Source organism: Nocardia sp. NPDC051900, assembly GCF_044452545.1.
Lineage (GTDB): Bacteria > Actinomycetota > Actinomycetes > Mycobacteriales > Mycobacteriaceae > Nocardia > Nocardia sichangensis.
Genome location: NZ_JBITBU010000007.1, coordinates 123,683 through 148,169 on the forward strand (window position 1 = coordinate 123,683; position 24,487 = coordinate 148,169).

General features: G+C 69.0%; 25 protein-coding genes. 13 read left to right on the forward strand and 12 right to left on the reverse strand.

Annotation, left to right across the window (positions count from 1 at the left end; translation table 11 throughout):
* Positions 1–2: 2 nt before the first annotated feature.
* Complete coding sequence (locus ACIA5H_RS13525; RefSeq protein WP_379255297.1) at positions 3–587, reverse strand: TetR/AcrR family transcriptional regulator; 585 nt, start codon at positions 585–587, stop codon at positions 3–5.
* Between the two features lie 69 nt (positions 588–656).
* Here ACIA5H_RS13525 and ACIA5H_RS13530 point away from each other — a divergent pair, with 69 nt between their 5' ends.
* A complete protein-coding gene (locus ACIA5H_RS13530; RefSeq protein WP_397076187.1) occupies positions 657–1,409 on the forward strand; it encodes an MBL fold metallo-hydrolase in 753 nt (250 codons plus the stop codon).
* 12 nt (positions 1,410–1,421) lie between these two features.
* On the opposite strand, the gene glyA is transcribed toward ACIA5H_RS13530, so the two are convergent.
* Positions 1,422–2,717: a serine hydroxymethyltransferase gene (gene glyA, locus ACIA5H_RS13535; protein WP_355078595.1), complete on the reverse strand. Its 1,296-nt coding sequence runs from the start codon at positions 2,715–2,717 to the stop codon at positions 1,422–1,424.
* 115 nt (positions 2,718–2,832) lie between these two features.
* On the reverse strand, positions 2,833–3,411 hold the full coding sequence (locus ACIA5H_RS13540) for a TetR/AcrR family transcriptional regulator (RefSeq protein WP_397076190.1): 579 nt from the start codon (positions 3,409–3,411) through the stop codon (positions 2,833–2,835).
* Positions 3,412–3,505: 94 nt separating this feature from the next.
* Here ACIA5H_RS13540 and ACIA5H_RS13545 point away from each other — a divergent pair, with 94 nt between their 5' ends.
* Positions 3,506–3,967, forward strand: coding sequence for a PaaI family thioesterase (locus tag ACIA5H_RS13545; protein WP_355078593.1), 462 nt, complete (start codon positions 3,506–3,508; stop codon positions 3,965–3,967).
* A gap of 11 nt (positions 3,968–3,978) precedes the next feature.
* A complete protein-coding gene (locus ACIA5H_RS13550; protein WP_355078592.1) occupies positions 3,979–4,428 on the forward strand; it encodes a nitroreductase/quinone reductase family protein in 450 nt (149 codons plus the stop codon).
* Between the two features lie 161 nt (positions 4,429–4,589).
* Here ACIA5H_RS13550 and ACIA5H_RS13555 read toward each other — a convergent pair whose 3' ends face one another.
* On the reverse strand, positions 4,590–5,789 hold the full coding sequence (locus ACIA5H_RS13555; protein WP_379255303.1) for a DUF885 domain-containing protein: 1,200 nt from the start codon (positions 5,787–5,789) through the stop codon (positions 4,590–4,592).
* Between the two features lie 181 nt (positions 5,790–5,970).
* On the opposite strand from ACIA5H_RS13555, the gene coaA reads away from it, so the two are divergent.
* Complete coding sequence (gene coaA / locus ACIA5H_RS13560; RefSeq protein WP_355078590.1) at positions 5,971–6,903, forward strand: type I pantothenate kinase; 933 nt, start codon at positions 5,971–5,973, stop codon at positions 6,901–6,903.
* A gap of 6 nt (positions 6,904–6,909) precedes the next feature.
* On the opposite strand, the gene ACIA5H_RS13565 is transcribed toward coaA, so the two are convergent.
* Together ACIA5H_RS13565 and ACIA5H_RS13570 are read right to left on the reverse strand one after the other, a co-directional pair.
* Positions 6,910–7,500 (reverse strand): hypothetical protein, encoded by a 591-nt coding sequence (locus tag ACIA5H_RS13565; protein ID WP_397076194.1) that lies wholly within the window; start codon positions 7,498–7,500, stop codon positions 6,910–6,912.
* A gap of 61 nt (positions 7,501–7,561) precedes the next feature.
* On the reverse strand, positions 7,562–8,341 hold the full coding sequence (locus ACIA5H_RS13570; RefSeq protein WP_357890375.1) for an isoprenyl transferase: 780 nt from the start codon (positions 8,339–8,341) through the stop codon (positions 7,562–7,564).
* Positions 8,342–8,603: 262 nt separating this feature from the next.
* On the opposite strand from ACIA5H_RS13570, the gene ACIA5H_RS13575 reads away from it, so the two are divergent.
* On the forward strand, positions 8,604–9,242 hold the full coding sequence (locus ACIA5H_RS13575) for a hemolysin III family protein (protein ID WP_379255414.1): 639 nt from the start codon (positions 8,604–8,606) through the stop codon (positions 9,240–9,242).
* Between the two features lie 75 nt (positions 9,243–9,317).
* The gene (locus tag ACIA5H_RS13580) at positions 9,318–10,955 is read left to right on the forward strand and encodes an adenylate/guanylate cyclase domain-containing protein (protein WP_397076197.1); all 1,638 of its coding nucleotides are present in this window, start codon (positions 9,318–9,320) and stop codon (positions 10,953–10,955) included.
* Between the two features lie 139 nt (positions 10,956–11,094).
* Here ACIA5H_RS13580 and ACIA5H_RS13585 read toward each other — a convergent pair whose 3' ends face one another.
* The gene (locus tag ACIA5H_RS13585) at positions 11,095–13,146 is read right to left on the reverse strand and encodes a thioredoxin domain-containing protein (RefSeq protein WP_397076199.1); all 2,052 of its coding nucleotides are present in this window, start codon (positions 13,144–13,146) and stop codon (positions 11,095–11,097) included.
* Between the two features lie 83 nt (positions 13,147–13,229).
* Here ACIA5H_RS13585 and ACIA5H_RS13590 point away from each other — a divergent pair, with 83 nt between their 5' ends.
* Positions 13,230–13,796: a GyrI-like domain-containing protein gene (locus tag ACIA5H_RS13590; protein WP_397076201.1), complete on the forward strand. Its 567-nt coding sequence runs from the start codon at positions 13,230–13,232 to the stop codon at positions 13,794–13,796.
* 578 nt (positions 13,797–14,374) lie between these two features.
* Here ACIA5H_RS13590 and ACIA5H_RS13595 read toward each other — a convergent pair.
* Positions 14,375–14,950 (reverse strand): TIGR03086 family metal-binding protein, encoded by a 576-nt coding sequence (locus ACIA5H_RS13595; protein WP_379255308.1) that lies wholly within the window; start codon positions 14,948–14,950, stop codon positions 14,375–14,377.
* A 502-nt stretch (positions 14,951–15,452) separates the two neighbouring features.
* Here ACIA5H_RS13595 and ACIA5H_RS13600 point away from each other — a divergent pair.
* Complete coding sequence (locus ACIA5H_RS13600; protein ID WP_379255310.1) at positions 15,453–15,605, forward strand: hypothetical protein; 153 nt, start codon at positions 15,453–15,455, stop codon at positions 15,603–15,605.
* 38 nt (positions 15,606–15,643) lie between these two features.
* Positions 15,644–15,775, forward strand: coding sequence for a hypothetical protein (locus ACIA5H_RS13605; protein WP_397076204.1), 132 nt, complete (start codon positions 15,644–15,646; stop codon positions 15,773–15,775).
* On the opposite strand, the gene ACIA5H_RS13610 is transcribed toward ACIA5H_RS13605, so the two are convergent.
* The 3 genes from ACIA5H_RS13610 to mca all read right to left on the reverse strand — a co-directional run bounded on the left by ACIA5H_RS13610 (position 15,757) and on the right by mca (position 18,381).
* Positions 15,757–17,067, reverse strand: a complete 1,311-nt coding sequence (locus ACIA5H_RS13610) for an FAD-binding oxidoreductase (protein ID WP_397076206.1) — start codon at positions 17,065–17,067, stop codon at positions 15,757–15,759. The two genes, ACIA5H_RS13605 and ACIA5H_RS13610, sit on opposite strands and share 19 nt — an antisense overlap.
* Before the next feature lie 154 nt (positions 17,068–17,221).
* Positions 17,222–17,500 (reverse strand): hypothetical protein, encoded by a 279-nt coding sequence (locus ACIA5H_RS13615; protein ID WP_356966784.1) that lies wholly within the window; start codon positions 17,498–17,500, stop codon positions 17,222–17,224.
* The gene (gene mca / locus ACIA5H_RS13620; protein WP_379255316.1) at positions 17,497–18,381 is read right to left on the reverse strand and encodes a mycothiol conjugate amidase Mca; all 885 of its coding nucleotides are present in this window, start codon (positions 18,379–18,381) and stop codon (positions 17,497–17,499) included. Before mca ends, ACIA5H_RS13615 begins: the two co-directional genes overlap by 4 nt.
* A 102-nt stretch (positions 18,382–18,483) precedes the next feature.
* Between mca and ACIA5H_RS13625 the strand changes: the two genes are divergently transcribed.
* Positions 18,484–18,948 (forward strand): DUF4307 domain-containing protein, encoded by a 465-nt coding sequence (locus ACIA5H_RS13625; protein WP_355078578.1) that lies wholly within the window; start codon positions 18,484–18,486, stop codon positions 18,946–18,948.
* Between the two features lie 297 nt (positions 18,949–19,245).
* Entirely contained in the window at positions 19,246–19,740 is a 495-nt protein-coding gene (greA, locus tag ACIA5H_RS13630) for a transcription elongation factor GreA (RefSeq protein WP_028477722.1), read from the forward strand.
* A gap of 97 nt (positions 19,741–19,837) precedes the next feature.
* On the opposite strand, the gene ACIA5H_RS13635 is transcribed toward greA, so the two are convergent.
* A complete protein-coding gene (locus ACIA5H_RS13635; protein ID WP_355078577.1) occupies positions 19,838–20,980 on the reverse strand; it encodes a cystathionine gamma-synthase in 1,143 nt (380 codons plus the stop codon).
* A 229-nt stretch (positions 20,981–21,209) separates the two neighbouring features.
* On the opposite strand from ACIA5H_RS13635, the gene ACIA5H_RS13640 reads away from it, so the two are divergent.
* A complete protein-coding gene (locus tag ACIA5H_RS13640) occupies positions 21,210–22,385 on the forward strand; it encodes an acyl-CoA dehydrogenase family protein (RefSeq protein ID WP_379255319.1) in 1,176 nt (391 codons plus the stop codon).
* Positions 22,386–22,662: 277 nt separating this feature from the next.
* Positions 22,663–24,273, forward strand: coding sequence for an HD domain-containing phosphohydrolase (locus ACIA5H_RS13645; RefSeq protein ID WP_397076210.1), 1,611 nt, complete (start codon positions 22,663–22,665; stop codon positions 24,271–24,273).
* Positions 24,274–24,487 lie beyond the last annotated feature (214 nt).

Here is a 24,487-nt window from a genome sequence, read left to right on the forward strand (position 1 = left end):
GATCACCGCGCCGCGAGGTGGGCGGTGACGAGGGTGTCGAGCAGCACGTCGAGATCCGGCCACGGAAAGCTCGGGCGATCCTGGCGCAGCATCACCAGACCGTGCAGGGCGGCCCACAGGCAAGCCGCGGTAGCGGTGGGATCGGCGCTGCCGGTGGCCGCCACCGCATCGACCAGGTGACGAAAAACCGGCAGGCCGGGCAATTGAGCATCGGTCGGTTCCCAGCCCGGGGTGCCCGCGGTCGCGAACAACACGCGGTAATGGCCGGGATGGCGCAAGCCGTATGCGCAGTAGGCCCGGCAGATCTCGCGCAGCCGAGTGGCAGCATCGCCGTCCGGCAGGGCCGTCAGCACGGCGCCGAACTCAGCGAAGCGAGCCTCATAAACCGCGGTCAGCAGTTCCCGTCGATCCGCGAAGTGCAGGTAAATGCTCTGCGGCGCGATGCCCACCGCGCGCGCGACGGCGCGCATCGACAGCGACTCCTGACCGTCCAGCGTCTCCAGTAGGCCACTCGCGGCCTCGATCAAGTCCTCGCGCAGTTTGCTTCCCGCACCGCGGGGGTTTCGATTCCTCTTCGGTGGCGGCATCTTGACAGATTAACAAGACGGGTGTCCACTAACAACTGTCAGCAGACACCCGTCTAGTCAGGAAATTCGATGTCGGTCACTGTGACTCGCGTAGTGCATGCCAGCGTTCTGCTCGACTTCGGGGGAGCGAGAATTCTCACCGACCCGTGGCTGTCCGAGCGGCCCTTCTATCGGCAGGGTGAGCCGCACAGCATTGCCACCGCCGCGGACCTGCCCGAACTGTCGGGCATCGTGATCAGCCACGGCCACTACGATCACTGCGATCTCGGCGCACTGGCGGCCTACCCCGACAAGTCCGTCCCGTTCGCGGTCGTCCGCGGCCTCGCATCCCGGGTCCGTGCCGCCGGATTCCGCAATGTCGTCGAGTTGGATCCGTGGGAGCAGACCCACCTCGGCCCGATCGAGGTCACCGCGGCGCCCGCACGCCACGGCGTCCCGGAGATCACCTTCGTCCTGCGCGCCGACGGCACGAGCGTCTTCTTCGGCGGCGACACTTTGCGCATCGCCGAATTGGACGAGGTGGCCGTGCGCTATCCGGAACTCGACCTGGCGCTGCTACCGGTCAACGGTCTGCGCATCCGCCCCGCGTTCAACCGGCAGGTCGTCATGGACGCCGCGCAGGCCGCCGAACTCACCCGAGCCCTGCGCCCGCGCCTTGCCGTTCCCATCCACTACGCGTTCACCAGCGGCCCGATCGGCGACCGCGTGATGACGAAGGCCCAGCGCGACCCCGGGCTCTACGTCGACGCGTCCGCCGCTATCGCGCCGGACACGTCCGTCCACGTCCTCGCCCCTGGACAACCGTTGATCGTGTCGTCCTGAGCGCTCGGCGATTCAGCCCAGCAGGCGCCAGTCCTCCAGGCCGTCGTACAGCGGGACGTCCTTGGCCAGCTTGCTCACCCGGGCGCGCAGCGCGTCCAGGTCGGCGCCACCGGCCAGCGCGCTCGCGATGATGTCGGCGACCTCGGCGAACTCGGTGTCGCCGAAGCCGCGGGTGGCCAGCGCGGCGGTGCCGATGCGCAGGCCCGAGGTGACCATCGGGGGACGCGGGTCGAACGGAACGGCGTTGCGGTTCACCGTGATACCGATCTCGTGCAGCAGGTCCTCGCCCTGCTGGCCGTCGAGTTCGGAATTTCGCAGGTCGACCAGCACCAAGTGCACGTCGGTGCCGCCGGTGAGCACGCTGATGCCCTTGCCCTTGACGTCGGCGGCGGTGAGCCGCTCGGCCAGGAGCTTCGCGCCGGACAGGGTGCGCTCCTGGCGATCCTTGAACTCCGCGCCCGCGGCGATCTTGAACGCGACGGCCTTGGCGGCGATGGCGTGCATGAGCGGGCCGCCCTGCTGGCCCGGGAACACCGAGCTGTTCAGCTTCTTGGCGTACTCCTGCTTGGCCAGGATCAGGCCGGAACGGGGACCGCCGAGGGTCTTGTGCACGGTCGAGGACACCACGTCGGCGTAGGGCACCGGCGAGGGGTGCAGACCGGCGGCGACCAGACCGGCGAAGTGCGCCATGTCCACCCAGAGGTAGGCGCCGACCTCGTCCGCGATCGAGCGGAACGCCGCGAAGTCCTGGTGGCGCGGGTAGGCCGACCAGCCCGCCACGATCACCTTCGGACGCGCCTGCAAGGCGATGTCGCGCACCTCGTCCATGTCGACGCGGTGGTCTTCCTTGCTCACTCCGTACGAGTGCACCTCGTAGAGCTTGCCCGAGAAGTTCAAGCGCATGCCGTGGGTGAGGTGACCGCCGTGCGCGAGGTCGAGACCGAGCAGCTTGTCGCCCGGGTCCATCAGCGACATCAGCACCGCGGCGTTCGCCTGCGCACCGGAATGCGGCTGCACGTTGGCGAATTCGGCGCCGAACAGCGCCTTGGCGCGGTCACGCGCCAAGGTCTCCACCACGTCGACGTGCTCGCAGCCGCCGTAGTAGCGCCGCCCCGGGTAGCCCTCGGCGTACTTGTTGGTCAGCACGCTGCCCTGCGCCTGCAGCACCGCGCGCGGCACGAAGTTCTCCGAGGCGATCATCTCGAGCGTGTCGCGTTCGCGGGCGAGCTCGCCTGCCATCGCGGCAGCGAGCTCCGGATCGAGCTCACCGAGAGACTGGGAATTGACAGAGGCGGTCGTCTGCGTCACGTGCCTCAGTCTATGGGCCGTCGGCGTTGTCCTCGAGCAGGGGGTTCACCCCTCTCGGTCGGCACAGGCTCGGCACGCGGTCGGCCGGACCGCACTCGATCCGGTGGACAGGCGCTCAGCGGGACGCGCCGCCCTCCGGCAAGTAGTTCTCCAACAGCACCGCGAGATGCCGCTGGGCGTCTTCCAGCGGCCGGGTGGACTTCATCGCCCGCGACTGGACGATAGCTCCCTCCAGCGCGCTGAACACGAAACTGCCGAAAGAGCGCGCCTCTTCGGCGGACATACCCGCATCGGCGAGCGCCGAGCCGAGCCGCTCGTGCCAGTCGGCGAACACTTCGCCCGCCGCGGCCTGCACTCGCGGCTCGGACTCGGCCAGCGCCGCCCCGAGGATCGGGCACCCGGCGCGGTATCCGGTCCGCTCCAGTGTGGTGACCCACCAGCCGAGCAACGAATCGAACCAGCCCGGGGGCGGCGCGGCGGTGATCTTCTCGACCACTCCGGCGATCCGGGCTCCCGCGACCCGGGTGGCGGCCTCGACCAACTCACCTTTGCCTGCGGGAAAGTGCTGGTAGAGCGAGTTGCGCGAGGCGTTGCCGCGTTCGAGTAAGGCGGCCAGTCCGGCGGCGTGCACGCCCTGCTCGCGTACGAGTTCGATGGCGCTTTCGATCAGCCTGGTGCGCGGTCCTGCGGTCATGCGAGTTCCTTGCTCACTGTTGCGTGAACCGATCGGTCCATGTTGCAATCATGTCAGATGTGGACCGATCGGTTCATCGAAAGGATTGCGATTCATGTCCGAAACCACCGTCGACCCGACTCAGCTGTCCGGTCTGGAACTCCTGCGTGTCGCGATGACCAGAACGGATCGCCCGCCGTTCATCGGTGACCTGCTCGGCATGGAGGTCGATGAACTCGAGCACGGCAAGGTGGTCTTCGCGCTGCGTACCCGGCCCGATTTCGCCAACCCGCTCGGCACCACACACGGCGGCATCTGCGCCACCCTGCTCGACTCGGTGATGGGCTGCGCGGTGCACACCACCCTGGAGCCAGGCGTCGGTTACACGACGCTGGAACTGAAGATCAACTACATCCGGGCCGTGCCCACCGACGGACAGCGCCTCACCGCCACCGGCACCACGATCCACCTCGGGCGCACCACCGCGACCGCCGAGGGACGCGTGGTCGACGAGCAGGGCCGCCTGGTCGCGCACGCCACCACCACCTGCGCCATTTTCCGCCCACATCGATCCTGAGGAGGACTGTCATGGCGGGACGAACACCGAGCGCCGCGGTACGCAAATTCCGGCGCGAACGCCTCATCGGCCGCTACCTGGTGAACCCGGCCGTCGGCCTGCTCGACCGGCTCGGCATCCGGTCGTCACTGATCGCCGAACTGGAGACGGTCGGCGCGAGATCCGGTCAGCCGCGGCGGGTGCCGGTCACCGCGTCGATCGACGAGACCGGCGCGTGGCTGATCTCGCAGCACGGTTATCGGTCCGGCTGGGCCCGCAACATCGCCGCCGACCCGCACATCAGGCTGCGGCTGGGCACAGAGTGGCGCACCGGAACGGCCTCCTTCGTGCCCGAGGACGATGTGGTGGCTCGCTCGCGCACCTTCGCCAAGGGCCGCGTCTCGGCCGCCGTCGCCGAACGAACGATGAAAGCGCTGGAGAGCGATCCGATCTCGGTGCGCATCACCTTCGCCGGAGCTTGACCGCGCACCGGAAATCCGCGACCGCTCGACAGACGCGGCGGCCGTGCGCTCACGATCGTGCCGAGCCCGCGACGTATGGCCGGGCCACCGATTCGGTTTCCGTGGTGAGAGTTCGCGGCATCTCCACGGGCGGACAGGGCTGCGCGGCGATCCGGTAGCCCTCACGCCGCCGCGCGTACCGCCCCTGGAGTGAGTGGCTCGTCGAGCAGCCTGCGGAAACGGTCGGCCCGGTCCTCGGCGTCGGCCGCGCGATCGAGCCAGCCGCCCAGCAACCGGTATCCCTCGACGTAGGTGGAGATGTAGGCCCGCCACAGCGGCGAGGACAGGAAGCGCAGCGACTGGCGCGCCCGCTCCGGCGTCGTCAGGCTCCAGGTCTGCAAGAACTCCGCCACCTCGTCGTGCGACCGGCCCCGGTCGTGCAGCAGCAGCGCGGCGTCCTGGCGCACGCTCAGCAGGTCTGCCGAGGCGTTCGAAAGGCGTTCGGCACGTTCGCCATCGAAGCGCAGCCCGAGATCCGCGTAGATCTCCTGCGCCCACTTGCCCCAGCCAGGGCCGACGATCGAACGCAACGCCAGATCGGCGAGCCCCTCGGCCATCAGGCACTGCGGCGTGTTCACCAGGAACAGCGTCTGCTCGGCCTGACCGGCGGCGACCAGCCCGGCTTCCTTGCGGCAGTGCTCGGTGTGGTGCCCCGGGTAGGACTCGTGCGCGATCAGCTGCGGCAGGTGCGCCATGTGCTGCTTCAGGTCGGAGTTGATCGCGACCCGGGAGTGGTAGTTGCCCAGGTAGTAGTTGAACCCGGACCAGGGCTTGTCGCCGACCACCTCGTAGGTGACGTGCTCGTGGTCGGGTAGCGGGTAGCGGGCGCGAACCAGCTCGCGCAACGCGCTGGAGAACGCCTCGACGCACACCGCCAACCGCTCCGGCGGGATCTCGTCGGCCTTGCGATGGGCGGCCACCCGCTCGGCCAGCGGACCGTCCCCGGCGAGCACCTCGTCCATCCGCCGGTGCGCGTCGCGGTAGTCGTCCACGTCACCGGGCGCGATGTCGACGTCGAAGTAGGCGCGCACCTCCTCGATGAAGCCGACGTCCTCGCCCGCGAATTTCCGTCCGGAGCACTCCAGCGCGCGCAGGTGCACGTCGAGGAACTCGGCGCGCTCGGGCGCCAATCCGGCCTCCGGCACCGCGGCGCGCAACTCGGCGGCACGGCGAGCCAGCTCGCGCGGCTGCGGCGCGGGCGCGTTCCGCACCTCGCGGCGCAGCGCCGGATCACCGGTGTAGGCGTCGACGAATCCTTCCTCCAGCCGGTCGAAGGCGAGGCCGAGCCGCAGGTATTCGGTCACGAGCGGATGCGCTTCCATGCCAGCCGACATTAGCGGCTCACACCTGTGTCATCGAGTCGGTTACCAGCCGGTAGTGGTACCCCGCTCGGCCCACGATGCTGACGCAGAGCAGAATTCGCCTATGCGGCGACAGCTAGACCGAATCTCACCGGATCCGCACGGTAACCGTGCGTGTTTGCTGAAACGGAGTGTCGGGTAAATGGCACGAATGAGCGAGCCGAGTCCCTACGTGGAATTCGACCGGAAACAGTGGCGGACCCTGCGTAAATCGACTCCCCTGGTGCTCACCGAGGAAGAACTGATCGGCCTGCGCGGTCTCGGGGAACAGATCGATCTCGAAGAAGTCGCGGAGGTGTATCTCCCGCTCGCTCGTCTCATCCACCTGCAGGTGGCCGCTCGTCAGCGACTGTTCGCCGCGACCGCGACATTTCTCGGCGAAACCCATCCCGACCAGCAGGTACCGTTCGTGATCGGCGTCGCGGGCAGCGTCGCGGTCGGCAAGTCCACCACCGCGCGCGTACTGCAAGCGCTGCTGGCGCGCTGGGATCACCACCCGCGGGTCGACTTGGTCACCACCGACGGATTTCTCTATCCCACCGCGGAACTCACCCGGCGCGGCCTCATGCACCGCAAGGGTTTCCCGGAGAGTTACGACCGCCGCAGCCTGCTGCGATTCGTCACCGAGGTGAAATCCGGTGCGGCCGAAGTCTGCGCGCCGGTGTATTCGCACATCTCCTACGACATCGTGCCGAGCAAGCTGCACTGCGTGCGCCAACCCGACATTCTGATCGTGGAGGGGTTGAACGTGCTGCAGACCGGTCCGCGCCTGATGGTGTCGGACTTGTTCGACTTCTCGATCTACGTCGACGCGCGTATCGAGGACATCGAGAAGTGGTACGTGCGACGGTTTCTCACCTTGCGCAAGACCGCATTCGCCGACCCGAACGCGCATTTCCACCACTACTCCGGATTCACCGACGAGCAGGCGACCGCCGCCGCGCAGGAGATCTGGAACAACACCAACCGGCCGAATCTGGTGGAGAACATTCTGCCCACCCGCCCGCGCGCGACCCTGGTGCTGCGCAAGGACGCCGACCACAGCATCAATCGGCTGCGGCTACGGAAATTGTGATTCCGATTACAATTTCCACGCCTCGTCGAGTCGCTGCGCGACATCGATATCGCGGACCGCGGCGATGTGCGGCTTACGGATCTCCGCGGAGATATAGCGGGCGACGAAACGCCTGATCTCGTGATCGACGCCGGCGAGGACGCGCAGCAGTTGCCCGCGCCGCGTGGCGGCGGCGACATCGACGTGCACGTCGGCAGACCGGGGCTCCGCGATATCGATCACCACCCGCAGGGGCGCCGCCGTGCGTACCGTCAGGTGCAGGTGCACGGTGCCCTGTACGTGGAACCGGTGCCGGTCGACCGCCAGGTGCAGCAGCAGGTCGACCTCCAGCGGGATTATCAATTCGAACGTGATGGTCTCGTCGTCGCGACGGCTCAGCCTGGACGACCCGAGCCTGACCTGGGCGGTCACCTTGGCGAGTCGGCCGGGACCGACCCCGATGGGGCCGAAATCGAATGCGCTGCCGGTCAGCTGTTCGAACGCGCCCGCGATGCGCGCTTCGGAGGCGGCGTACTCCAGGAAGCGTCTACCGAAGTCCGCATAGCTGATCGAGTCGTCCGGTTCGCCCAGCGCGGGTCGGCGGTCGAACGAGCTCATGAGACCGGACGGTACGCGAGAAGAACGATACCGGAGCGGGATTCAGCGCACCGGCATCGAGTCAGACCCCGAAACGGCGATGACGCGCGGCGAAGTCGCGCAGCGCCCGCAGGAAATCCACCCGGCGGAACTCCGGCCAGTACGCCTCGGTGAACCATATTTCCGAGTATGCGCTCTGCCACAGCAGGAACCCGGACAGCCGCTGCTCGCCGGAGGTGCGAATCACCAGGTCCGGGTCCGGTTGGCCGGAGGTGTAGAGGTGCTGGCCGATGGCGTTCACGGTGATCGACTGGACCAGGTCCTCGCCGGTCTCGCCCGCGGCGATCTCCTGGCGGACCAGCGAGCGCACCGCGTCGGTGATCTCCTGTCTGCCGCCGTAGCCGACCGCGACATTGACGTGCACTCCGTTGCGGCCGTCGGTGCGCTCGGCCGCGGTGCGCATCCGCTTGGCGATCAGTTCGGGGAAGCCGTCGAGCGAGCCGACGATGCGCACGCTCCAGTTCTGCTCCGGCGCCGACAGCTCCTCGACCACGTCGGTGATGACCTCGAACAGCGTCTCCAACTCGTCGGGATCACGCTGGAGATTCTCGGTGGACAGCAGGTAGACGGTCACCATCTCGATGCCCTCGGCCTCGCACCAGCCGACCAGCTCGGCGATCTTCAGCGCGCCGACCCGATGGCCGTGACTGACGTCGGTGAAACCGTTCTCCCGCGCCCACCGGCGATTGCCGTCACACATCACCGCGACGTGCCGGGGATGCTGCTTGCCGGCCAGCTGCCTGGACAGCCGGGCCTCGTAGATGCGATACGGCAGACCCCGCACCTGACTCGGAAGTTCCACGCGGGCAACCCTACGCCTCGGCGACACGAACGCGGCATCGACCGCGATACGCCGGTACAGTGGCCAGGAGCACGCAAGTTACGGTTGCGTAGGTTACTGACGGGTTCAACTACCTCGTCTGCACTCGGTCCGGCGTGGGGCCGCGGAAAGACTGCTCCGGCTGTTCCCTTAGGAGGTACTCGTGTCCGAATCGGTCGGCGCCGCCGATGCGGCAACGGTCACACCGGTCCCCGCCACGGCGGGCGAAGCGCTCGCCGAGGCGCTGGTCAAACCGCGCATGCGGGGCTGGATCCACACCTGGGCCGTCGGCGTCGCGGCGATCGCGGCCGTCGTGCTGATCGCCACCGCGGGCACGGTCTCGGCGACCGCGGGATGGTCGACGCTGATCTACGGGCTCACCGTGTGCGGGCTGTTCGGCGTCAGCGCGGTCTACCACCGGGTGACCTGGCCGACCGCCCGCGCTCGCATCCGGATGAAGCGAGCGGACCACTCGATGATCTTCCTGTTCATCGCGGGCAGCTACACCCCCTTCGCCCTGCTCGGCCTGCCCGGACGAACCGGGCAGACGCTGCTGGCCGTGGTCTGGGCGGGCGCGCTGGCCGGAGTGGCGCTGAAACTGCTGTGGCCCGGCGCTCCCCGCTGGGTCGGCGTTCCGCTCTATCTGTTGCTGGGCTGGGCCATCGTGCCGGTGGCCGGACAACTGAACGGCCAGATCGGCATCGCACCGCTGATTTTGTTGCTGATCGGCGGCCTGTTCTACAGCGGCGGTGCGATCCTCTACGCCACGAAATGGCCGAACCCGTGGCCGGGGGTGTTCGGGCACCACGAGTTCTTCCACGCGGCCACGGTGCTCGCGGCGTTGACCCACTACGCGGCGGTCTGGCTCGTCGTCCTGCGCTGAGCGCATAGAGTCGACGCGGAGGGCGGACGAGAGGGCGGCGCAGGCGATGGAACGGTCATCGAGATCGCGACCCCTATGATCGCGAAGCTCGTCGTCTGGGCGCTCAAAGCGCGGGGTGGTCTGGCCGCTCTGGTCACCACGGCGAATCTCAGCGGCCTCGCGGTGATCGTCACCCAGCTGTGGCTGAACGGGTTCCTCGGCAGGCTGGGCACGGATTGGCTGCGGGCACTGGCCTTCGTCGGCATCTATCCGGCGGCGGGATTCCTGGCGGGCATCGTCCTGGCGGTGCGCGACCGCAAGGTGTACTTCGGCTGGCTCGACGCCGGGCGCAAGCCCACGGAGGTGGAGGCGCGGCGCTTGCTGCACCTACCCGTCGCGATCAGCATGCGCGCGATCGCGCTGTGGATTCCGGGGGTGATCGTGGCGACCGCGGTCTTCGCGCGGCTGAGCCCGGACAACGACCCCGGCGTGACGGCGTCGCTGTTCACGATCGGCGCCTTCGAGTCGGCGGCGGTCACCTTCCTGATCGTGGACCGGTTGATCCGGCCGACGATCCCGGTGGTCGCCCGGGTGCTCGGCTGGACCATGCACTGGAGTTCCTCTGTGCTGGTGCGGGTCGTGCTGACCTGGGCGGTGGCGGCCGCGCTTCCGCTGCTCATGCTGATCGTCGTGCTGGCCGACCCGGTAGCGGCCGCGCCCGACCGGGTCCGCACCGCCATCTACCTGTCCGCGGTCGGCATCGGAGTTGGCGCGCTGGCCACGGCGTTCCTCGCCCGCGCGGTCGCCGCGCCGATGCGCGTCCTGCGTCGCGCGCTGGACCGCATCGCGCAAGGCGATCTCGGCGTCCGGGTGCCGATCGGCAGCACCAGTGAGATCGGCCGGTTGGAGCATTCGGTCAACGAACTGGCGGCGAACCTGCGCGAGCGCGAGCGGATGCGTGAGGTGTTCGGCAGGCACGTCGGGGCCGAGGTGGCCGAGCGCGCGCTGGCTCGCGGGGCGGATCTCACCGGCGACGTGCGTGAGGTGTCGGCGCTGTTCGTCGATGTGACCGGGTCGGTGGAGCTGTCCACCGGGTTGCCGCCGCAGGACTTCGTGGCCAAGCTCAATCGGTTGCTCGCGATCGTCGTCGCGGCGACCGAGGAGAACAACGGACTGGTCAACAAGTTCGAGGGCGACGCGGCGCTGTGCGTCTTCGGAGCGCCGATCGCTTTGGGCGACAACGCGACTCCGGCACTGCGGGCGGCGCGCCGCATCCGGGACGAGGTGCTCGCCACCGGAGAACTCGACATCGGGATCGGCGTCGCGCGCGGCGGGGTCTTCGCGGGCGACGTCGGCTCCGACACCCGCCTGGAATTCACGGTGATCGGCGACGCCGTCAACGAGGCCGCCCGCCTCACCACGGCGGCCAAGGAGGTGCCGCGGCGAATCCTGGTGAGCCAAGCGGTGATCGAAGCCGCTACGGAACACGAGCGCGCCAAGTGGACGTTCTACGACACCATCGTGCTACGCGGCATGAAGAACCCCACGTTCTGCTGGACCGACATCGACACCTCCGGCGCCCGGCCCGAACACATCGAAACCCGCACCGATCAGCTGGACGGCCACGACCTGCCCGCCGACACCAACCCGGTCATCGAAATCCACACTGCCGCAGAGCCGCCCCGTGGCACCGAGTTGCCGGACGCCGAGTTCGACGCCCCGCCTCGGCGCTAGTCCTCGGCCGTCGGGCCGCCGGTGCACCGCCCGGTCCGCGAGGGGCCGACCACATTGCCCGGCTACGCCCTCCGTCGACGAAGCGTCCGACTCGAACCGTCTCTCGCCAACCGGCCGATGGCGGCCGGAGGTGCTGTCGTCAGTTTCGCCGAAGCGCCATCAGGAGCTCGTCGGGCGTGGAGACCGGGAGGTCGCAGACGGAGCCGCGGCAGACGTACGCGGCCGCGGCGTTGCGGACCAAGGGCCGATCGGCCAGCAGCGGGACGGCGTTCGGGGCCCCGGCAAGGACGACGGAGCCGCCGGGTGCGGCCGCACGGGCCGCGGCGAGCAACTCGGTGGGCTGGGCCGCCGATTCGGCGGCGATGGCGACCTGCAGCGGGCCACGCAAGGCCGCCTCGGCGACGGTGAGCCACTGGCCCGCCGAGCGCGGCGCGCGTGCCAGCACAATCGCGCCGCGCTCGAGGGTGCGGTCGGCCAGTTCCCGGTAGCGGGCGGCGCCTTCCGGGTCGCTCGCGGCCGCGGCGGTGAGCAGCGCTTCGGCCAGCGCGGAGGCGCCTGCGGGGGTGGCTCCGTCGATCGGGTCGCGGGGGCGGGCGACGAGGGTTTCGGCGTCGTCGGCGGTGTCGAACCAGCCGCCCGGCTGATCGGGGTCGGCGAAGTGTTCGATCGCGGTATCCAGCAGGCGTTGGGCGTCGTCCAGCCAGCCGAGGTCGCCGGTGGCCTGGTGCAGCGCTAGCAGGCCGGTGACCAGCCAGGCGTGGTCCTCCAGGACGGCGGGCGCCGCGCCGACGACGCCGCCGAGCGATGCACGTCGCAGCCGACCGTCCACCACGTGCTCGGCCAGCAGGAATCGCGCGCATCGGACGGCGGCGGCGGTCCACTCCGGTTCGTCCAGCGCGCCCGCGGCCTCGGCGAGCGCGGTGATCGCCATACCGTTCCATGCGGTGACCACTTTGTCGTCGCGTTCGGGTTGTGGGCGTCGATCGCGGGCGGCGATCAACGCGGCACGGACGTGTTCCAGCCGCGCGTGGTCCTCCGCCGTGGCGGGTTCGGCGTACCTGGTCAGCACCGAGGTGCACTGTTCGAAGTTTCCGGCGGTGGTGACGCCGAAGAACTCGGCCGCCCAGGCCCCGTCGATCGGGCCGAGCACGCCGGCCAGCTCGGCGGGCGTCCACACGTACGTCGCGCCTTCGACACCGGGCTTACCGGGCTCCAAGTGCGTGTCGGCGTCCAGCGCCGAGGCGAAACCGCCCTGCGGGGTCCCGAGGTCATCGAGGAGAAACCGCACGATTTCCCGGGTGACCCGGTGCGACAACGATTCCGGAAGCTCGGACCCGCTGCGGCGCGCGAGATGCGCGTAGGCGCGTAACAGCTGCGCGTTGTCGTAGAGCATTTTCTCGAAGTGCGGCACCACCCATGCCGCGTCGACCGAATACCGCGCGAACCCGCCGCGCAGCTGGTCGTAGATGCCGCCGCGCGCCATGGCCTCGGCGGTGCGGGCGACCACCTGGAACACCGCCGGGTCACCGGTCCGCTCCCAGTGCCGCAACAGTCCCTCGAGCAGCGCCGACGCCGGGAATTTGGGAGCGCCGCCGAATCCGCCGTGCTCGGCGTCCTCGTCGCGCAGCACGGCGGCGACGGCATGGGCGAGCAGCTCCGGGGTGATCGTCAGGTCCGCGTCGGGCAGTCCCGCCGCTTGGTCGCGCAGCGCAGCAGCCACCTGCGCGGAGGCCTGATTCACTTCGTCGCGCCTGGTGCGCCAGGTCTCCGTGACCGCCGTGAGCAGCTGGGTGAAGGACGGCATGCCGCCGCGCGGGAGCTTCGGGTAATAGGTGCCGCAGTAGAACGGTTCCCCGTCCGGCGTCAGGAAACAGGTCATCGGCCAGCCGCCTTGCCCCGTCATCGCGACCGTCGCATTCATGTAGACCGCGTCCAGGTCTGGTCGCTCCTCCCGGTCCACCTTCACGCAGACGAAGTTCTCGTTCATCTGATCGGCGGTGGCCTGGTCCTCGAACGACTCGTGCGCCATCACGTGGCACCAGTGACAGGACGCGTACCCCACCGACAGCAGAACGGGCACGTCCCGCTCCCGCGCTTCGGCCAGTGCCTCCGCGTCCCACTCCCGCCAGTGCACCGGGTTGTCCGCATGCTGCCGCAGGTACGGGGACGTCGCCTCTCCGAGCCGGTTCATGGCTCCACCGTACGACCCTTCCCGCCGCCGTGTGGGTACGCCGTCCTTGACTCTCCCGCGGCGGGAGACGACACGGTCGAGGAATGAAAATCGATCTGGCCCGAACCGATGGCCACTACTACGGAGCGAGCACGCGACCTGTGGTCCGGACATTCAGCGCATACGACTACGTGACGGTCGAAGGAATCGGGGACCCTGACGGCCCGGTCTACGCGGCGGCGGTGCAAACGCTCTACCGGGCCGCGTACGGCGCGAAGAAGGCGGCGAAAGCCGCAGGGCAGGACTTCGTCGTGCCCAAACTCGAGGGCCTGTGGTGGGTCGATTCCGACGCTCCGCCACTGACGGTGCCACGCGACCGATGGCACTGGAAACTGCTGATTCGCATGCCGGAAGTGGTGACGGCCGACATGGTGACCGGCGCGTCCTTCGAACGACTCACCGAGGGCGAGGCGATCCAGGTCCTGCACCTGGGCCCGTACGCGACCGAGCCCGAGACCCTGGCTCGCATGGACGCCCTCATGGCGGCCGAGGGATGGGCGCACCACGGCCGCCACCACGAGATCTACTTGTCCGACCCGCGCCGGACACCGAACGAGAGGACGAAAACCATTCTGCGTCAACCGGTTCGCCGCACGCTCACGTCTCAGTAAGGAGCCGGCGCGCTCGGCTCGGCACGCCACGGCCCCGACGGGCCGGGGGCCGAACGTCAGAGCCGGGTCGAGCAGATGCCGGTCCCAGGAGCGGACCGCGAGGTCGGCCAGAACGCCGGAAACCGTAATGGTGTCGCGCCTGGCCGGCGCGGCAAGCGTCTGGCCGTCATCGGCCCAGAAGGTCACCGCCACCATCGGCCATACGCCGCCCGGCTTTGGTTCCATAGCAAATTGAGCTGCGCCGGTTGCATAGGACCGATTGCAGTTCTACCCGAACCGGGTGCGCAGGCAACGGATACTTCCGATACACGCGATCGGCTGCGGGTTCGAGTCACGTCCGGATCGTTTCGATCCGGTGGCTCAATTGGTAGAGCAGTCCACGGCAGGGTTTCCGGATCCACAGGGCTCGGTTCGCTCGAGCCGGTATACCCGTCGCCACCCAGAACTCGGGCGCCCGAACTTCGCGCGGGAAGCGGCTGGGCATATCGTCTGCTTTCCGCGGAACTGCCTGCCGGAATGACTCGTCGAAAATCTTCGGCACAGTTGAAGGTTTCGACACACCCGCCGAAAACGACGGACTACGTGCGCGCCAGTACCTCGCGTCCGACGTACGCCAACAGTCTGCGGTGTGCCGGTTCGTCGTCGGCGACCAGCACCTCGGGACCGAAAATGCCGGGCGCGCGGAAGGAATCGATGCCACCCGCGGCCTGCATGGTGGCGAGCAATTCGCCACACAACTCGTCGTCGGCCAGATCCGGCCGATCGATGGCCACCGCGATATCCACCCCGTGCACGAGAATCTCGGTGAGATGCACCAGCGCGGCCGCGGGGCCGGGCAGTTCACCGAGCGAGATGCCCACCGTGCCGTCCAGCGCATCGGGCCGGTGCCAGGCCGCGCGGTCCACCTCGGCCGCCGCGGCGTACGCGCCCTGCGGATCACCGCCGAGCCAGTCGGATTCGTGGTCGGCGCCGGTATCCATGCCGCTCAGGGCCGCCGCGAAGATGTGCATACCGCCGACCGTGTGGTTGAGAACGGTGCGGACATCCCAGTCCCGGCACGGCGTCGGCGTCGTCAGATCCGCTCCTCCCACGGCGGCGACGATCGCTCCGGTCGCGTCCAGTGCACGGTCGATCTGTCCGATCACGTTGTCCATGAGCTTCCTTCGGTCGAGCGGTTTGGCTGAATTGGTAACACAGGACACCGACAAGCGCGCGGCAATGCGAACTCCACCTTGCGTCGAGATAGTTGCCGACAGTGTGCTTCTCGTGACCGCGAAGGAAATTCGGATGCGCGGGCCGGACGGCCCCGCTCCCCTCGGTGGTGTGACCGGTGCGCAGGCACTTCCACTTCTAATGGACAGGTTGCGGGTTCGAGTCCCGCCCGGACCCCATGGTCAGATAGCTCAATGGCAGAGCGGTATGTTCCGTCGCCGAATTTCATCTCGGGCGTACCACCACCGAATTCGCGCACGCGCGAAGCGGGACGTCTCGCTCGGGCGAAGATTCGGCGCTTGTCCGGTGCGCAGGCGACGGTTGCTTCGGATTCAATTCCTGCCGAGACCATTTCGGTCGCTCGATACGGCGAGCAGCCCGTCGCCGCTTTTCCTCGGACATTCCGCTCCGAAAAATGGGTTGCGGCAAATCTTTTCGTCTCGGGTGCCGCTCTACACGTGGAGCCTGGCCGGATACCGCCACGGGCATGCCCCCAGCGGCACCCCGCACCGGCACGCCTTCGGCGGCCTGACCGACGCGGCGTTCCGGATGATCCGGCTGTTGGAGGCGGGACGCGACGCCGACTGGCCGTTCTGAACGGCGGCGGGGCCGAGATCGCCTCCCGACCTCGGCCCGTGGGTCCACCGGACCACCGGCACGCCTTCGGCGGCCTGACCGACGCGGAGTTCCGGACCATCCCGCTGCTGGCAGCGGGACGCGACGCCGACTGGCCGTTCTGCTCCGCGGCCTACCCGAGCACCGGATAGTTGGCCCGGATGACGCCGTGCGGGTCGCGGGCGCGCTTGATCTCGCGCAGCCGGTTCAGCGTCGCGGCGTCGAAAGCGGCCTCGGCCGTCTCGCCGGGCGTGAGGAAGGTATACGGCTTGTGGCCGCTGATCTGCCCGCTCACCGCGTCGACGATGGCGGTGCGCCGCGCCTCGACCGCATCGCGCAGGTGCGGCAGCCCGAGACCAAGGCAGTAGAGGAGGTACGGCTCCGCGATCGGGCCGCGCGCGCCACCACCGGGCCGGGCTTCGGCCAGGGCGCCGCCCAGGTGCCGGATCTGCACATTGGCCAGCGGGGCGACCGGTTCCTCGATCAGGGTCTTGACCACGGCGTCGCCGAGATCGGTGAGCTGCTCCGCACGGGACAGCGACGGGCTCGGGTCCGTGGGTTCGGCGGTGACCGCGCCGATGTCGGCGGCCCCGAACACGCCGCGCCTGTCGAGAATGAGATCTTTGATGGCGTCCAGCGCGGTCAGCAGCGTCCGTCCACGATCAGGATCACCCAGATACACCGCGTCCACGCCGACCATCGGCGGTGCGTCCGGGATCTGCAAACGCTGGAACCACACCGACAGTTCGTCCGGAGCCGCCGCGGTGATCTCCTGGAATGCGTCGAACACCTCGCGAATCCGCGTTTGCGGCCACAGCATGCGGCCGCCGAACAGCTCCGGCGCGGGAAACAGGTCGAACTCGAGCGCCGTCACGACGGCGAAGTCGCCGCCACCGCCGCGCAACGCCCAGAACAGGTCCGGATCGTCCTCGGCCGTAACCCGGCGCGCAGCGCCCTCCGCGTCGACGATCTCGAACCCGCGCACCGCGTCGGCGGCCCAGCCGTGCTTGCGGCCGAACCAGCTCATGCCGCCGCCGAGGGTGTAGCCGGTCACGCCGACGACCGGATTGCTGCCCGCGAGACCGGTCAGCCCGTGCCTGGCCGCGGCCGCCTGCACCCGACCCCACGGCACTCCGGCGCCGACGCGCGCCACCCGACGCCGGGGATCGATCTCGATGCCGTCCAAATACCCGGTGCGCAGCAGGATCGCCTCGGGCACGCCACCGGACGCGCCGTGTCCGGTCGGTTGGGTGACCACCGGCACGCCCACGCGGCCCGCGTACCGGACCACGGCCGCGACGTCACCGGCGTCTCCGGCCCGCACCACGGCGGCCACCGGCTGGTCGACGGTCGTCGTCCAGGGCCGCGCCGCCGTTTCGAAGCCCTCGTCACCGGCCACCAGCACGCGGCCGGGCAGCGTGGCCCGCAGTTCGTCGAATGTCATTGCTCGTCCTGACTCTCAGCGTTCGGAAGCAGACGCGCGCGGGAACCGGGGTGTCGGCTTTCGACGAAAGGCCGTGGTTCGCGCCGCGACTACCTCATTGACGAAAGAGAGCGCGGAAAGGTAACAACGAGCAGGTCAGCGAGGGTTTCGCCGCTCAGCCGGATTCGGCTCGGCCTTCGGGGTCGGCGCCCTTCGATTCCTCGGCACGGCGGGTGATGCCGTGCTCGGTGCCCTCGTCGGCCTCCTGGTCCGGTTCCGGGTGCTCGGGCTCGAAGGTCGCAGGCAGGCCCTTGATGTGCCGGTTCATCGACCGGACCAGCAGGAAGGTGCCCGCGAGCAGAATCAGGATGATGACCAGGCCGAGCGGCGACGCCTTGCCGAACTCGGGGCCGGTCGGCGTTCCGGGTGTCTGGGCGAGCAGGACGAACGTCACGACCGCTCGTCCTCGATGCCCGCGAACAGGTCGGTCTCCGGCAGCTCGGTGCGCACGCGAGTCTTGGCCAGCTCGAACTCCTCGGTCGGCCACAACCGCTGCTGCATCTCCATCGGAATGGCGAAGAACGCGCCGTTCGGATCGATCTGCGTCGCGTGCGCGCGCAAGGCGTCGTCGCGCTGCGGGAAGTACTTGGCGCAGTCGATCTGGGTGGTGATCCTGGCGAACATGTCACCGCGCTCGGCGGCGTACTTGCGCATCCGGTCCAGCCACTCCTGCAGCGGGAACGGTTCGCCGACGCGCTCGTACTCCGCGGCGAAGATCTCCATCCGCTTCATGCTGAAGCCGTGGTCGTAGTACAGCTTGAGCGGCGTCCACGGCTCGCCCGCGCCAGGGAAACGCTCGGGGTCGCCCGCCGCCTCGAACGCCGCCATCGACACCTCGTGGCAGCGGATGTGGTCGGGGTGCGGGTAGCCGCCGGTCTCGTCGTAGGTGGTCATCACGTGCGGCTTGAACTCACGCACCACGCGCACCAGGGCCTCGGTGGCCTCCTCCAGCGGAACCAGCGCGAAGCTGCCCTCGGGCAGCGGCGGCAGGGGGTCTCCCTCGGGCAGGCCCGAGTCGACGAAACCGAGCCAGTGCTGGCGCACGCCGAGCGCACGGGCCGCGGCGGCCATCTCCTCACGGCGGATCTCGTGGATCCGCTCCAGGACGCCGGGCGTGTCCATGGCCGGGTTCAGGATGCTTCCACGCTCTCCGCCGGTCAGCGTCACGACGAGGACGTCGTGTCCTTCGTCGGCGTAACGGGCGGTCGTCGCGGCACCCTTGCTGGATTCGTCGTCTGGGTGGGCGTGCACCGCCATGAGGCGAAGGCCACTCACGTCTCGTTCTCCGTCGCTCTCGGTCGCGGGTGTCGGGGCTTCGTTACCTATAGTTCCATTCGACCCACATTTGTTCCGACGTACCCCCCGGGAGCGACCACGATGAGCCAGCCCGCGCCGGAGAGCGGCGGCGACGCGAAGGCGGCGTCTCCCGGCGGACCCCCGCCCGACCGCTACGGCACCGGGCCACGCAAGCCGCGCCGCTGGATCGTGCCGGTGCTCGGGGTGCTGGTGGTGCTCGCCGGGCTCGGCGTGGCCTACCTGGGCTATCAGAAGTACGGGCCGGAGGACATCGAGGCCGAGCAGCTCGGCTACGTCGTCGTCGACGACTCGACCATGACCATCCACCTCAAGGTCACCCGGGCCGACCCGCAGCAGCCGGTGGTGTGTTTCGTCCGCGCGATGGCTCGCGACGGCTCCGAACTCGGCCGCAGGGAAGTGCTGATCGAGCCGTCGAGCAGCGGGACGGTCGAGTTGACCACCGTCGTGCGCTCGTCCGCGCGTCCCGTGTCGGGCAGCGTGTACGCGTGCAGCGATCGGGTACCCAGCTATCTGCGAGTTGGCTGATTTCCGCGCATAAACCGGCGATTTGCCCGCGAAATTAACTCCGACCTGCACATTTGTGAATCATGCTAAAATGGCGTGATACACGGTTCCGGAGCTCGGAGCCGTGTTTGCTGCATTGGCGGCCAGCGCTGAGGGTTCGGGCTTGCGATTTCGCCCGTGACCGGGGCCTGTCGGGGTTCGATGAACTTCCCAGGATCGCTCTAGCCGTCGACTGGCGCGTGCCCGCTTCCGGGTGGGCACACGCCGGTGCTCAGGGAATCCCGGCCTGCCGGGAACAACTACTAGGGAGTGATCGAGATGACTGAGACGCAAGTGACCTGGCTGACCCCGGAGTCGCACGACAGGCTCAAGAGCGAACTCGACGCGCTCATCGCCAATCGTCCGGTCATCGCCGCCGAGATCAACGAACGCCGGGAAGAGGGCGACCTCAAGGAGAACGGCGGATACCACGCCGCGCGCGAGGAGCAGGGTCAGCAGGAGGCGCGCATTCGCCAGCTGCAAGAGCTGCTGAACAACGCCAAGGTCGGCGTCGCACCGACCAAGTCCGGCGTAGCGCTTCCCGGGTCGGTCGTCAAGGTCTACTACGACGGCGACGAGACGGACACCGAAACCTTCCTGATCGCCACCCGCGAGGAGGGTCTCCGCGATTCCAAGCTGGAGACGTACTCGCCGAACTCGCCCCTCGGTGGCGCGCTCATCGACGCCAAGGTGGGCGAGACCAGGGAATACACGCTGCCCAATGGGAACACGATGAAGGTCACCCTGCTCAGCGCCGAGCCCTACCACAGCTGACGCTCTCGGTCGCGCCGCCACGGCGGGCCGATACCCCCGCGGACACGAGCGGCCGCGCCCGATCATCGGGTGCGGCCGCTTCCTCATGTCCGTGAACCTAGCTCAACGCCTGCTCGATGTCCGCGAGCAGGTCGCTGACATCCTCGATGCCGACCGAAAGCCGCACCAAGTCCGCGGGCACCTCCAGCTCGGAACCTTCGGTGGAGGCGTGCGTCATCGCGGCCGGATGCTCGATCAGCGACTCGACACCGCCCAGGGACTCGGCGAGGGTGAAGACCTCGGTCCGCGCGCAGAATTTCCGCGCGGCTTCGACGTCACCATTGAGGCGCACCGAGATCATCCCGCCGAAGCGCCGCATCTGCTTCGCCGCGACGGCATGGCCCGGGTGCTCCGGCAGGCCGGGGTAGATCACATGCGAGATCGACGGGTGCCCGGACAGGAACTCCGCGATGGTTTCGGCGTTGTCGCAGTGCCGATCCATCCGCAGGGCGAGGGTCTTGGTGCCGCGCAGCGTGAGGAACGCGTCGAACGGGCCCGGCACCGCGCCCGCACCGTTCTGCAGGAACGCGAACGCCGCGTCGAGTTCCGGATCGTCGGTGATCAGCGCGCCGCCGATGACGTCGGAGTGGCCGCCGAGGTACTTGGTGGTGGAGTGCACCACGATGTCGGCGCCGAGCAGCAGCGGCTGCTGCAGGTAGGGCGTCGCGAAGGTGTTGTCGACGACCAGTTTCGCGCCCGCCGCGTGCGCGACGTCGGCCAGCGCGGGGATGTCGCCGATGCTCAGCAGCGGGTTGGTCGGGGTTTCGATCCACACCAGCTTGGTGTTCGGCCGGATCGCGGCGCGCATCTCGTCCACGTTGAACACGTGCGCGGGCGAGTGCTCGATCCCCCACTGGCTGAAGACCTTGTCGATCAGCCGGAAGGTGCCGCCGTAGGCGTCGTCGGGGATCACGATGTGATCGCCCGGACGCAACGTCGCCCGCAGCGCACAGTCGGTCGCGGCCATGCCGGACGCGAACGCCCGGCCGTAGCGGCCCGATTCCAGCGCGGCGAGGTTCGCTTCCAGTACCGACCGCGTCGGGTTGCCGGTGCGGGCGTATTCGAAACCGCCGCGCAACCCGCCCACGCCGTCCTGGGCGAACGTCGAACTCGCGTAGATGGGCACATTCACCGCGCCGGTCTGCGGATCGGGTTCATACCCGGCGTGCACGGCCCGTGTGGAGAATCCCAGCTCGCTCATGGGGCTCAGCCTAATCGGGGCGATTCCCAGGCAACTTCCCGGTGTAGGCATATCGCCGCTGCGTACGCAGGCGAAACGGACGAATCCGCACAACGGCGTCGGCATAGCGGGATGGCGCCCCTCGATCCGATCGAATTACACCGACGTCACCACCAGCATGGAAATCTTGCACCTAAGCAAGGGGCGTGAGTTCGGTCTCACTATTTCGCCGCCCCTTTAGGCTGAGTCCATGGTCACTGTGGAAGAACTGTTCGCCACCGACACGCTGCTGTCCGACGACGAGCGCGAGATCCGGGACACCGTCGCGAGCTTCGCGACGCAGCGACTGCGCCCGCACGTCGCGGAGTGGTTCGAGGCGGGCGCCTTCCCGGCCCGCGAGCTCGCCCCTGAGCTGGGCGCGCTGGGACTGCTCGGCATGCATCTGGAGGGGTACGGCTGCGCGGGCATGTCGGCCACCACCTACGGTCTGGCCTGCCAGGAGTTGGAGGCGGTGGACTCCGGCATCCGCAGCATGGTCTCGGTCCAGGGGTCGCTGGCGATGACCGCCATCCACAAATTCGGCTCCGAGGAACAGAAACAGCAGTGGCTGCCGGAGCTGGCCGCCGGCCGCGCGCTCGGCTGTTTCGGGTTGACCGAGCCGGACTTCGGTTCGAATCCGGGCGGCATGCGCACCCGGGCGAAGCGCGACGGCTCCGATTGGGTGCTGAGCGGCTCGAAGATGTGGATCACCAACGGCTCGGTGAGCGATGTCGCGGTGGTCTGGGCGCAGACCGAGGACGAAGGCAGGCAGGTGATCCGCGGATTCCTGGTCCCGGCCGGGACGCCCGGGTTCACGACGCGGGAGATGCACCGCAAGCTGTCGCTGCGCGCGTCGATCACCGCGGAACTGGACCTGGACGAGGTTCGCCTGCCCGCGGACGCGGTGCTGCCGGGGTCGAGGGGGCTGGCCGCGCCGCTGGCCTGCCTGAGCGAGGCGCGCTTCGGCATCGTCTTCGGCGCGCTCGGCGCGGCGCGCGAGTGCCTGGCGGCCACCATCGAGTACGCAAGGACCCGCGAGGTGTTCGACAAGCCGCTGGCCGCCTACCAGCTCACCCAGGCCAAGCTGGCCGACATGGCGCTGGAGTTCGGCAAGGGCCAGCTGCTCGCTCTGCACATCGGACGGCTGAAGGACCGCGGCGCGGTCACGCCGGAGCAGGTGAGCGCGGGCAAGCTGAACAGCACGCGCGAGGCCATCGCGATCGCCCGCGAGTGCCGAACCATCCTGGGCGCCAACGGCATCACGCTCGACTACCCGGTCTTGCGCCATGCGAACAATCTGGAGTCGGTGCTCACCTACGAGGGCACCGCGGAGGTACACCAGCTCGTGCTGGGCCGGGCGTTGACCGACGCGAACGCTTTCCGCTGACGAGCCGTTCGGTGGCGGAGCCGCGTAGCGACCGCGCGCTCCGCTGATCCGCCCCGTCCCGGCATGATGCCGCCGGGCGTGGTGCGGAACGCGGCGAAAAGGGTGCGGATGGATTGCCGGATGCCGTTCGCCGACGGCATCCGGGCGAATCCGCCCTTTCCGCGCCGGACCACCGTTCTGTAGCCGATCGGACGCCGACTCGGTCGCGACGCGGATCACGATCTCCGAGAAGGGATTCGGGTCTGCGCGAGCCGCGCACGGACACTACTGTCGGTGCATGTCGTCGATCCGCGCCGCCGAGATTTTCGCGGCACTGTCGCTGACCACCGATCTCGCCGCCGGTATGCCGTTCGAGAAGGGGCTGGCCACTTGCCTGGTCGCCACCGACCTGGCCGCGCGGATCGGGCTGCCGGAAGCCGATCGCCGCGCGGTCTTCCATGCCGCCCTGCTCGGCGATCTCGGATGTACCGGCCGCGCCTCGGAGAACGCGCAGGCGTATGCCGACGACATCGCCTTCCAGCGCGCCTGCCATGTGCTGGATCCGGGCGATTCCGCCGTCTTCACCGAGCAACTGCGCCGATTCGGCGGCTGGGCGCCCGCCGCCCAATCGGCGCTGCGCAATCGGTTCGTCGCCCGGTTGCGGTCCGGCGCAACGCAGGCGCTGCGCTCGTCGAGCGAGGTCGTCGAGGCGCTCGGATCGCACCTGGGTCTGCCGGATGCCTCGGTCCGCGCCCTGACCGAGGTGGAGGAACGCTGGGACGGACTGGGTGCGCCGAACCGGCTGCGCGGGGAATCCATTTCGATCGCGGGCCGCGTTCTGCACGTGGCCGAACAGGCGGTGCTCGCGCTCGACGCGGTCGGCGATGAACTCGCGACCGCGTCGGGCCACGGCAACGCGCATCCGGCTGCCCCGCACGACAGAACACGCTCCGCCCTGGGCACTGTGGCGAGACGGCAGGGCGTCGTTCTCGACGAGTTGCGGCGCCGGGCCGGCGGCCATCTCGACCCAGACCTGGTGGCCGTCTGCGATGCCGATGCCATCCGCGCGGTGCTCGACGTTCCCGACCTGCTGGCCGCCGTCCTCGCCGCGGAACCGGGGACGCGGTCTTCGCTTCCGTCCGCCGAACTCGATCGGCCCGGTCTGGCGCTGGCCATGATCGTCGACTTGAAAGGCCGTTACCTGCTGGGGCATTCGGCGCACGTGGCCGGGCTCGCCGATGCCGCGGCCGTCCGGATGGGCGTGCCCGTCGACGAAAGAGCGGCACTGCGCGCCGCCGCCCTGCTGCACGATCTCGGCCGGGTCGCGGTGTCGAGCGCGGTCTGGGACCGTCGCGGCCCGCTGGGACCCTGGGACTGGAAACGCGTTCGGCTGCAGAGTCTTCGGACCGAGCGCATCCTGCGCCGTTGCCCCGGGCTGGCGGCGCTGGCCGATCTCGCGGCGGGTCACCACGAACGACTCGACGGCAGCGGCTACCCGCGGGGCAAGCGCGACCTTCCACCCGGTGCTCGATTGCTCGCGGCCGCCGATGTTTTCGCGGCCTGCACCGAAGCGCGGCCCTATCGCCCCGCCGCCCGGCCCGAGGAAGCCGCTGCCCAACTGGCGGCCGAGGTCGCCGCGGGCCGACTGGACGGCGATGCCTGTGCCGCCGTCGTCCGTGCCGCCGCGGACGACACCACCATCCCCGCTGTCCACGGCCTGTCCGAGGCCGAGACCGACATCCTCCGGCTGAGGGCCCGCGGCCGCTGCGGCCGGGAGATCGCCGCGGAACTGCTGTTGCCCGAGCGCGCCGTCACCCACCATCTGGCCGAAATCCGCTCCAAGACCGGCCGCCACACCCGGGCGGGCGCGGCCGTCTTCGCGATGACCCACCAGATCCTCCCCGGCTGACTCGCTCGCGCGCGGATACGTCCGCGCACCCGCGACGACCTGTGCTGAGCTGCGCCGGGCCCGCGAAACCGCACCTCACAGGCATGTGCGGGCGGAAGCTAGCGCATTGTTACGTCTTGTCATTCAAGTGCCATGTGGGTGTCACCGGTAGGCCAGCGAAAGCGCGCATTCTTTAGAGGGACCCGGCATTGGGGCGATGCCTCCACCACCACAC

Bases quoted from the DNA above. Each gene is read 5' to 3' on its own strand.
- ACIA5H_RS13525 (WP_379255297.1), bottom strand. From the start codon at position 587: ATGCCGCCACCGAAGAGGAATCGAAACCCCCGCGGTGCGGGAAGCAAA.
- ACIA5H_RS13530 (WP_397076187.1), top strand. From the start codon at position 657: ATGTCGGTCACTGTGACTCGCGTAGTGCATGCCAGCGTTCTGCTCGAC.
- ACIA5H_RS13540 (WP_397076190.1), bottom strand. From the start codon at position 3,411: ATGACCGCAGGACCGCGCACCAGGCTGATCGAAAGCGCCATCGAACTC.
- ACIA5H_RS13545 (WP_355078593.1), top strand. From the start codon at position 3,506: ATGTCCGAAACCACCGTCGACCCGACTCAGCTGTCCGGTCTGGAACTC.
- ACIA5H_RS13550 (WP_355078592.1), top strand. From the start codon at position 3,979: ATGGCGGGACGAACACCGAGCGCCGCGGTACGCAAATTCCGGCGCGAA.
- ACIA5H_RS13555 (WP_379255303.1), bottom strand. From the start codon at position 5,789: ATGGAAGCGCATCCGCTCGTGACCGAATACCTGCGGCTCGGCCTCGCC.
- coaA (WP_355078590.1), top strand. From the start codon at position 5,971: ATGGCACGAATGAGCGAGCCGAGTCCCTACGTGGAATTCGACCGGAAA.
- ACIA5H_RS13565 (WP_397076194.1), bottom strand. From the start codon at position 7,500: ATGAGCTCGTTCGACCGCCGACCCGCGCTGGGCGAACCGGACGACTCG.
- ACIA5H_RS13580 (WP_397076197.1), top strand. From the start codon at position 9,318: ATGATCGCGAAGCTCGTCGTCTGGGCGCTCAAAGCGCGGGGTGGTCTG.
- ACIA5H_RS13585 (WP_397076199.1), bottom strand. From the start codon at position 13,146: ATGAACCGGCTCGGAGAGGCGACGTCCCCGTACCTGCGGCAGCATGCG.
- ACIA5H_RS13590 (WP_397076201.1), top strand. From the start codon at position 13,230: ATGAAAATCGATCTGGCCCGAACCGATGGCCACTACTACGGAGCGAGC.
- ACIA5H_RS13595 (WP_379255308.1), bottom strand. From the start codon at position 14,950: ATGGACAACGTGATCGGACAGATCGACCGTGCACTGGACGCGACCGGA.
- ACIA5H_RS13610 (WP_397076206.1), bottom strand. From the start codon at position 17,067: ATGACATTCGACGAACTGCGGGCCACGCTGCCCGGCCGCGTGCTGGTG.
- ACIA5H_RS13625 (WP_355078578.1), top strand. From the start codon at position 18,484: ATGAGCCAGCCCGCGCCGGAGAGCGGCGGCGACGCGAAGGCGGCGTCT.
- greA (WP_028477722.1), top strand. From the start codon at position 19,246: ATGACTGAGACGCAAGTGACCTGGCTGACCCCGGAGTCGCACGACAGG.
- ACIA5H_RS13635 (WP_355078577.1), bottom strand. From the start codon at position 20,980: ATGAGCGAGCTGGGATTCTCCACACGGGCCGTGCACGCCGGGTATGAA.
- ACIA5H_RS13640 (WP_379255319.1), top strand. From the start codon at position 21,210: ATGGTCACTGTGGAAGAACTGTTCGCCACCGACACGCTGCTGTCCGAC.
- ACIA5H_RS13645 (WP_397076210.1), top strand. From the start codon at position 22,663: ATGTCGTCGATCCGCGCCGCCGAGATTTTCGCGGCACTGTCGCTGACC.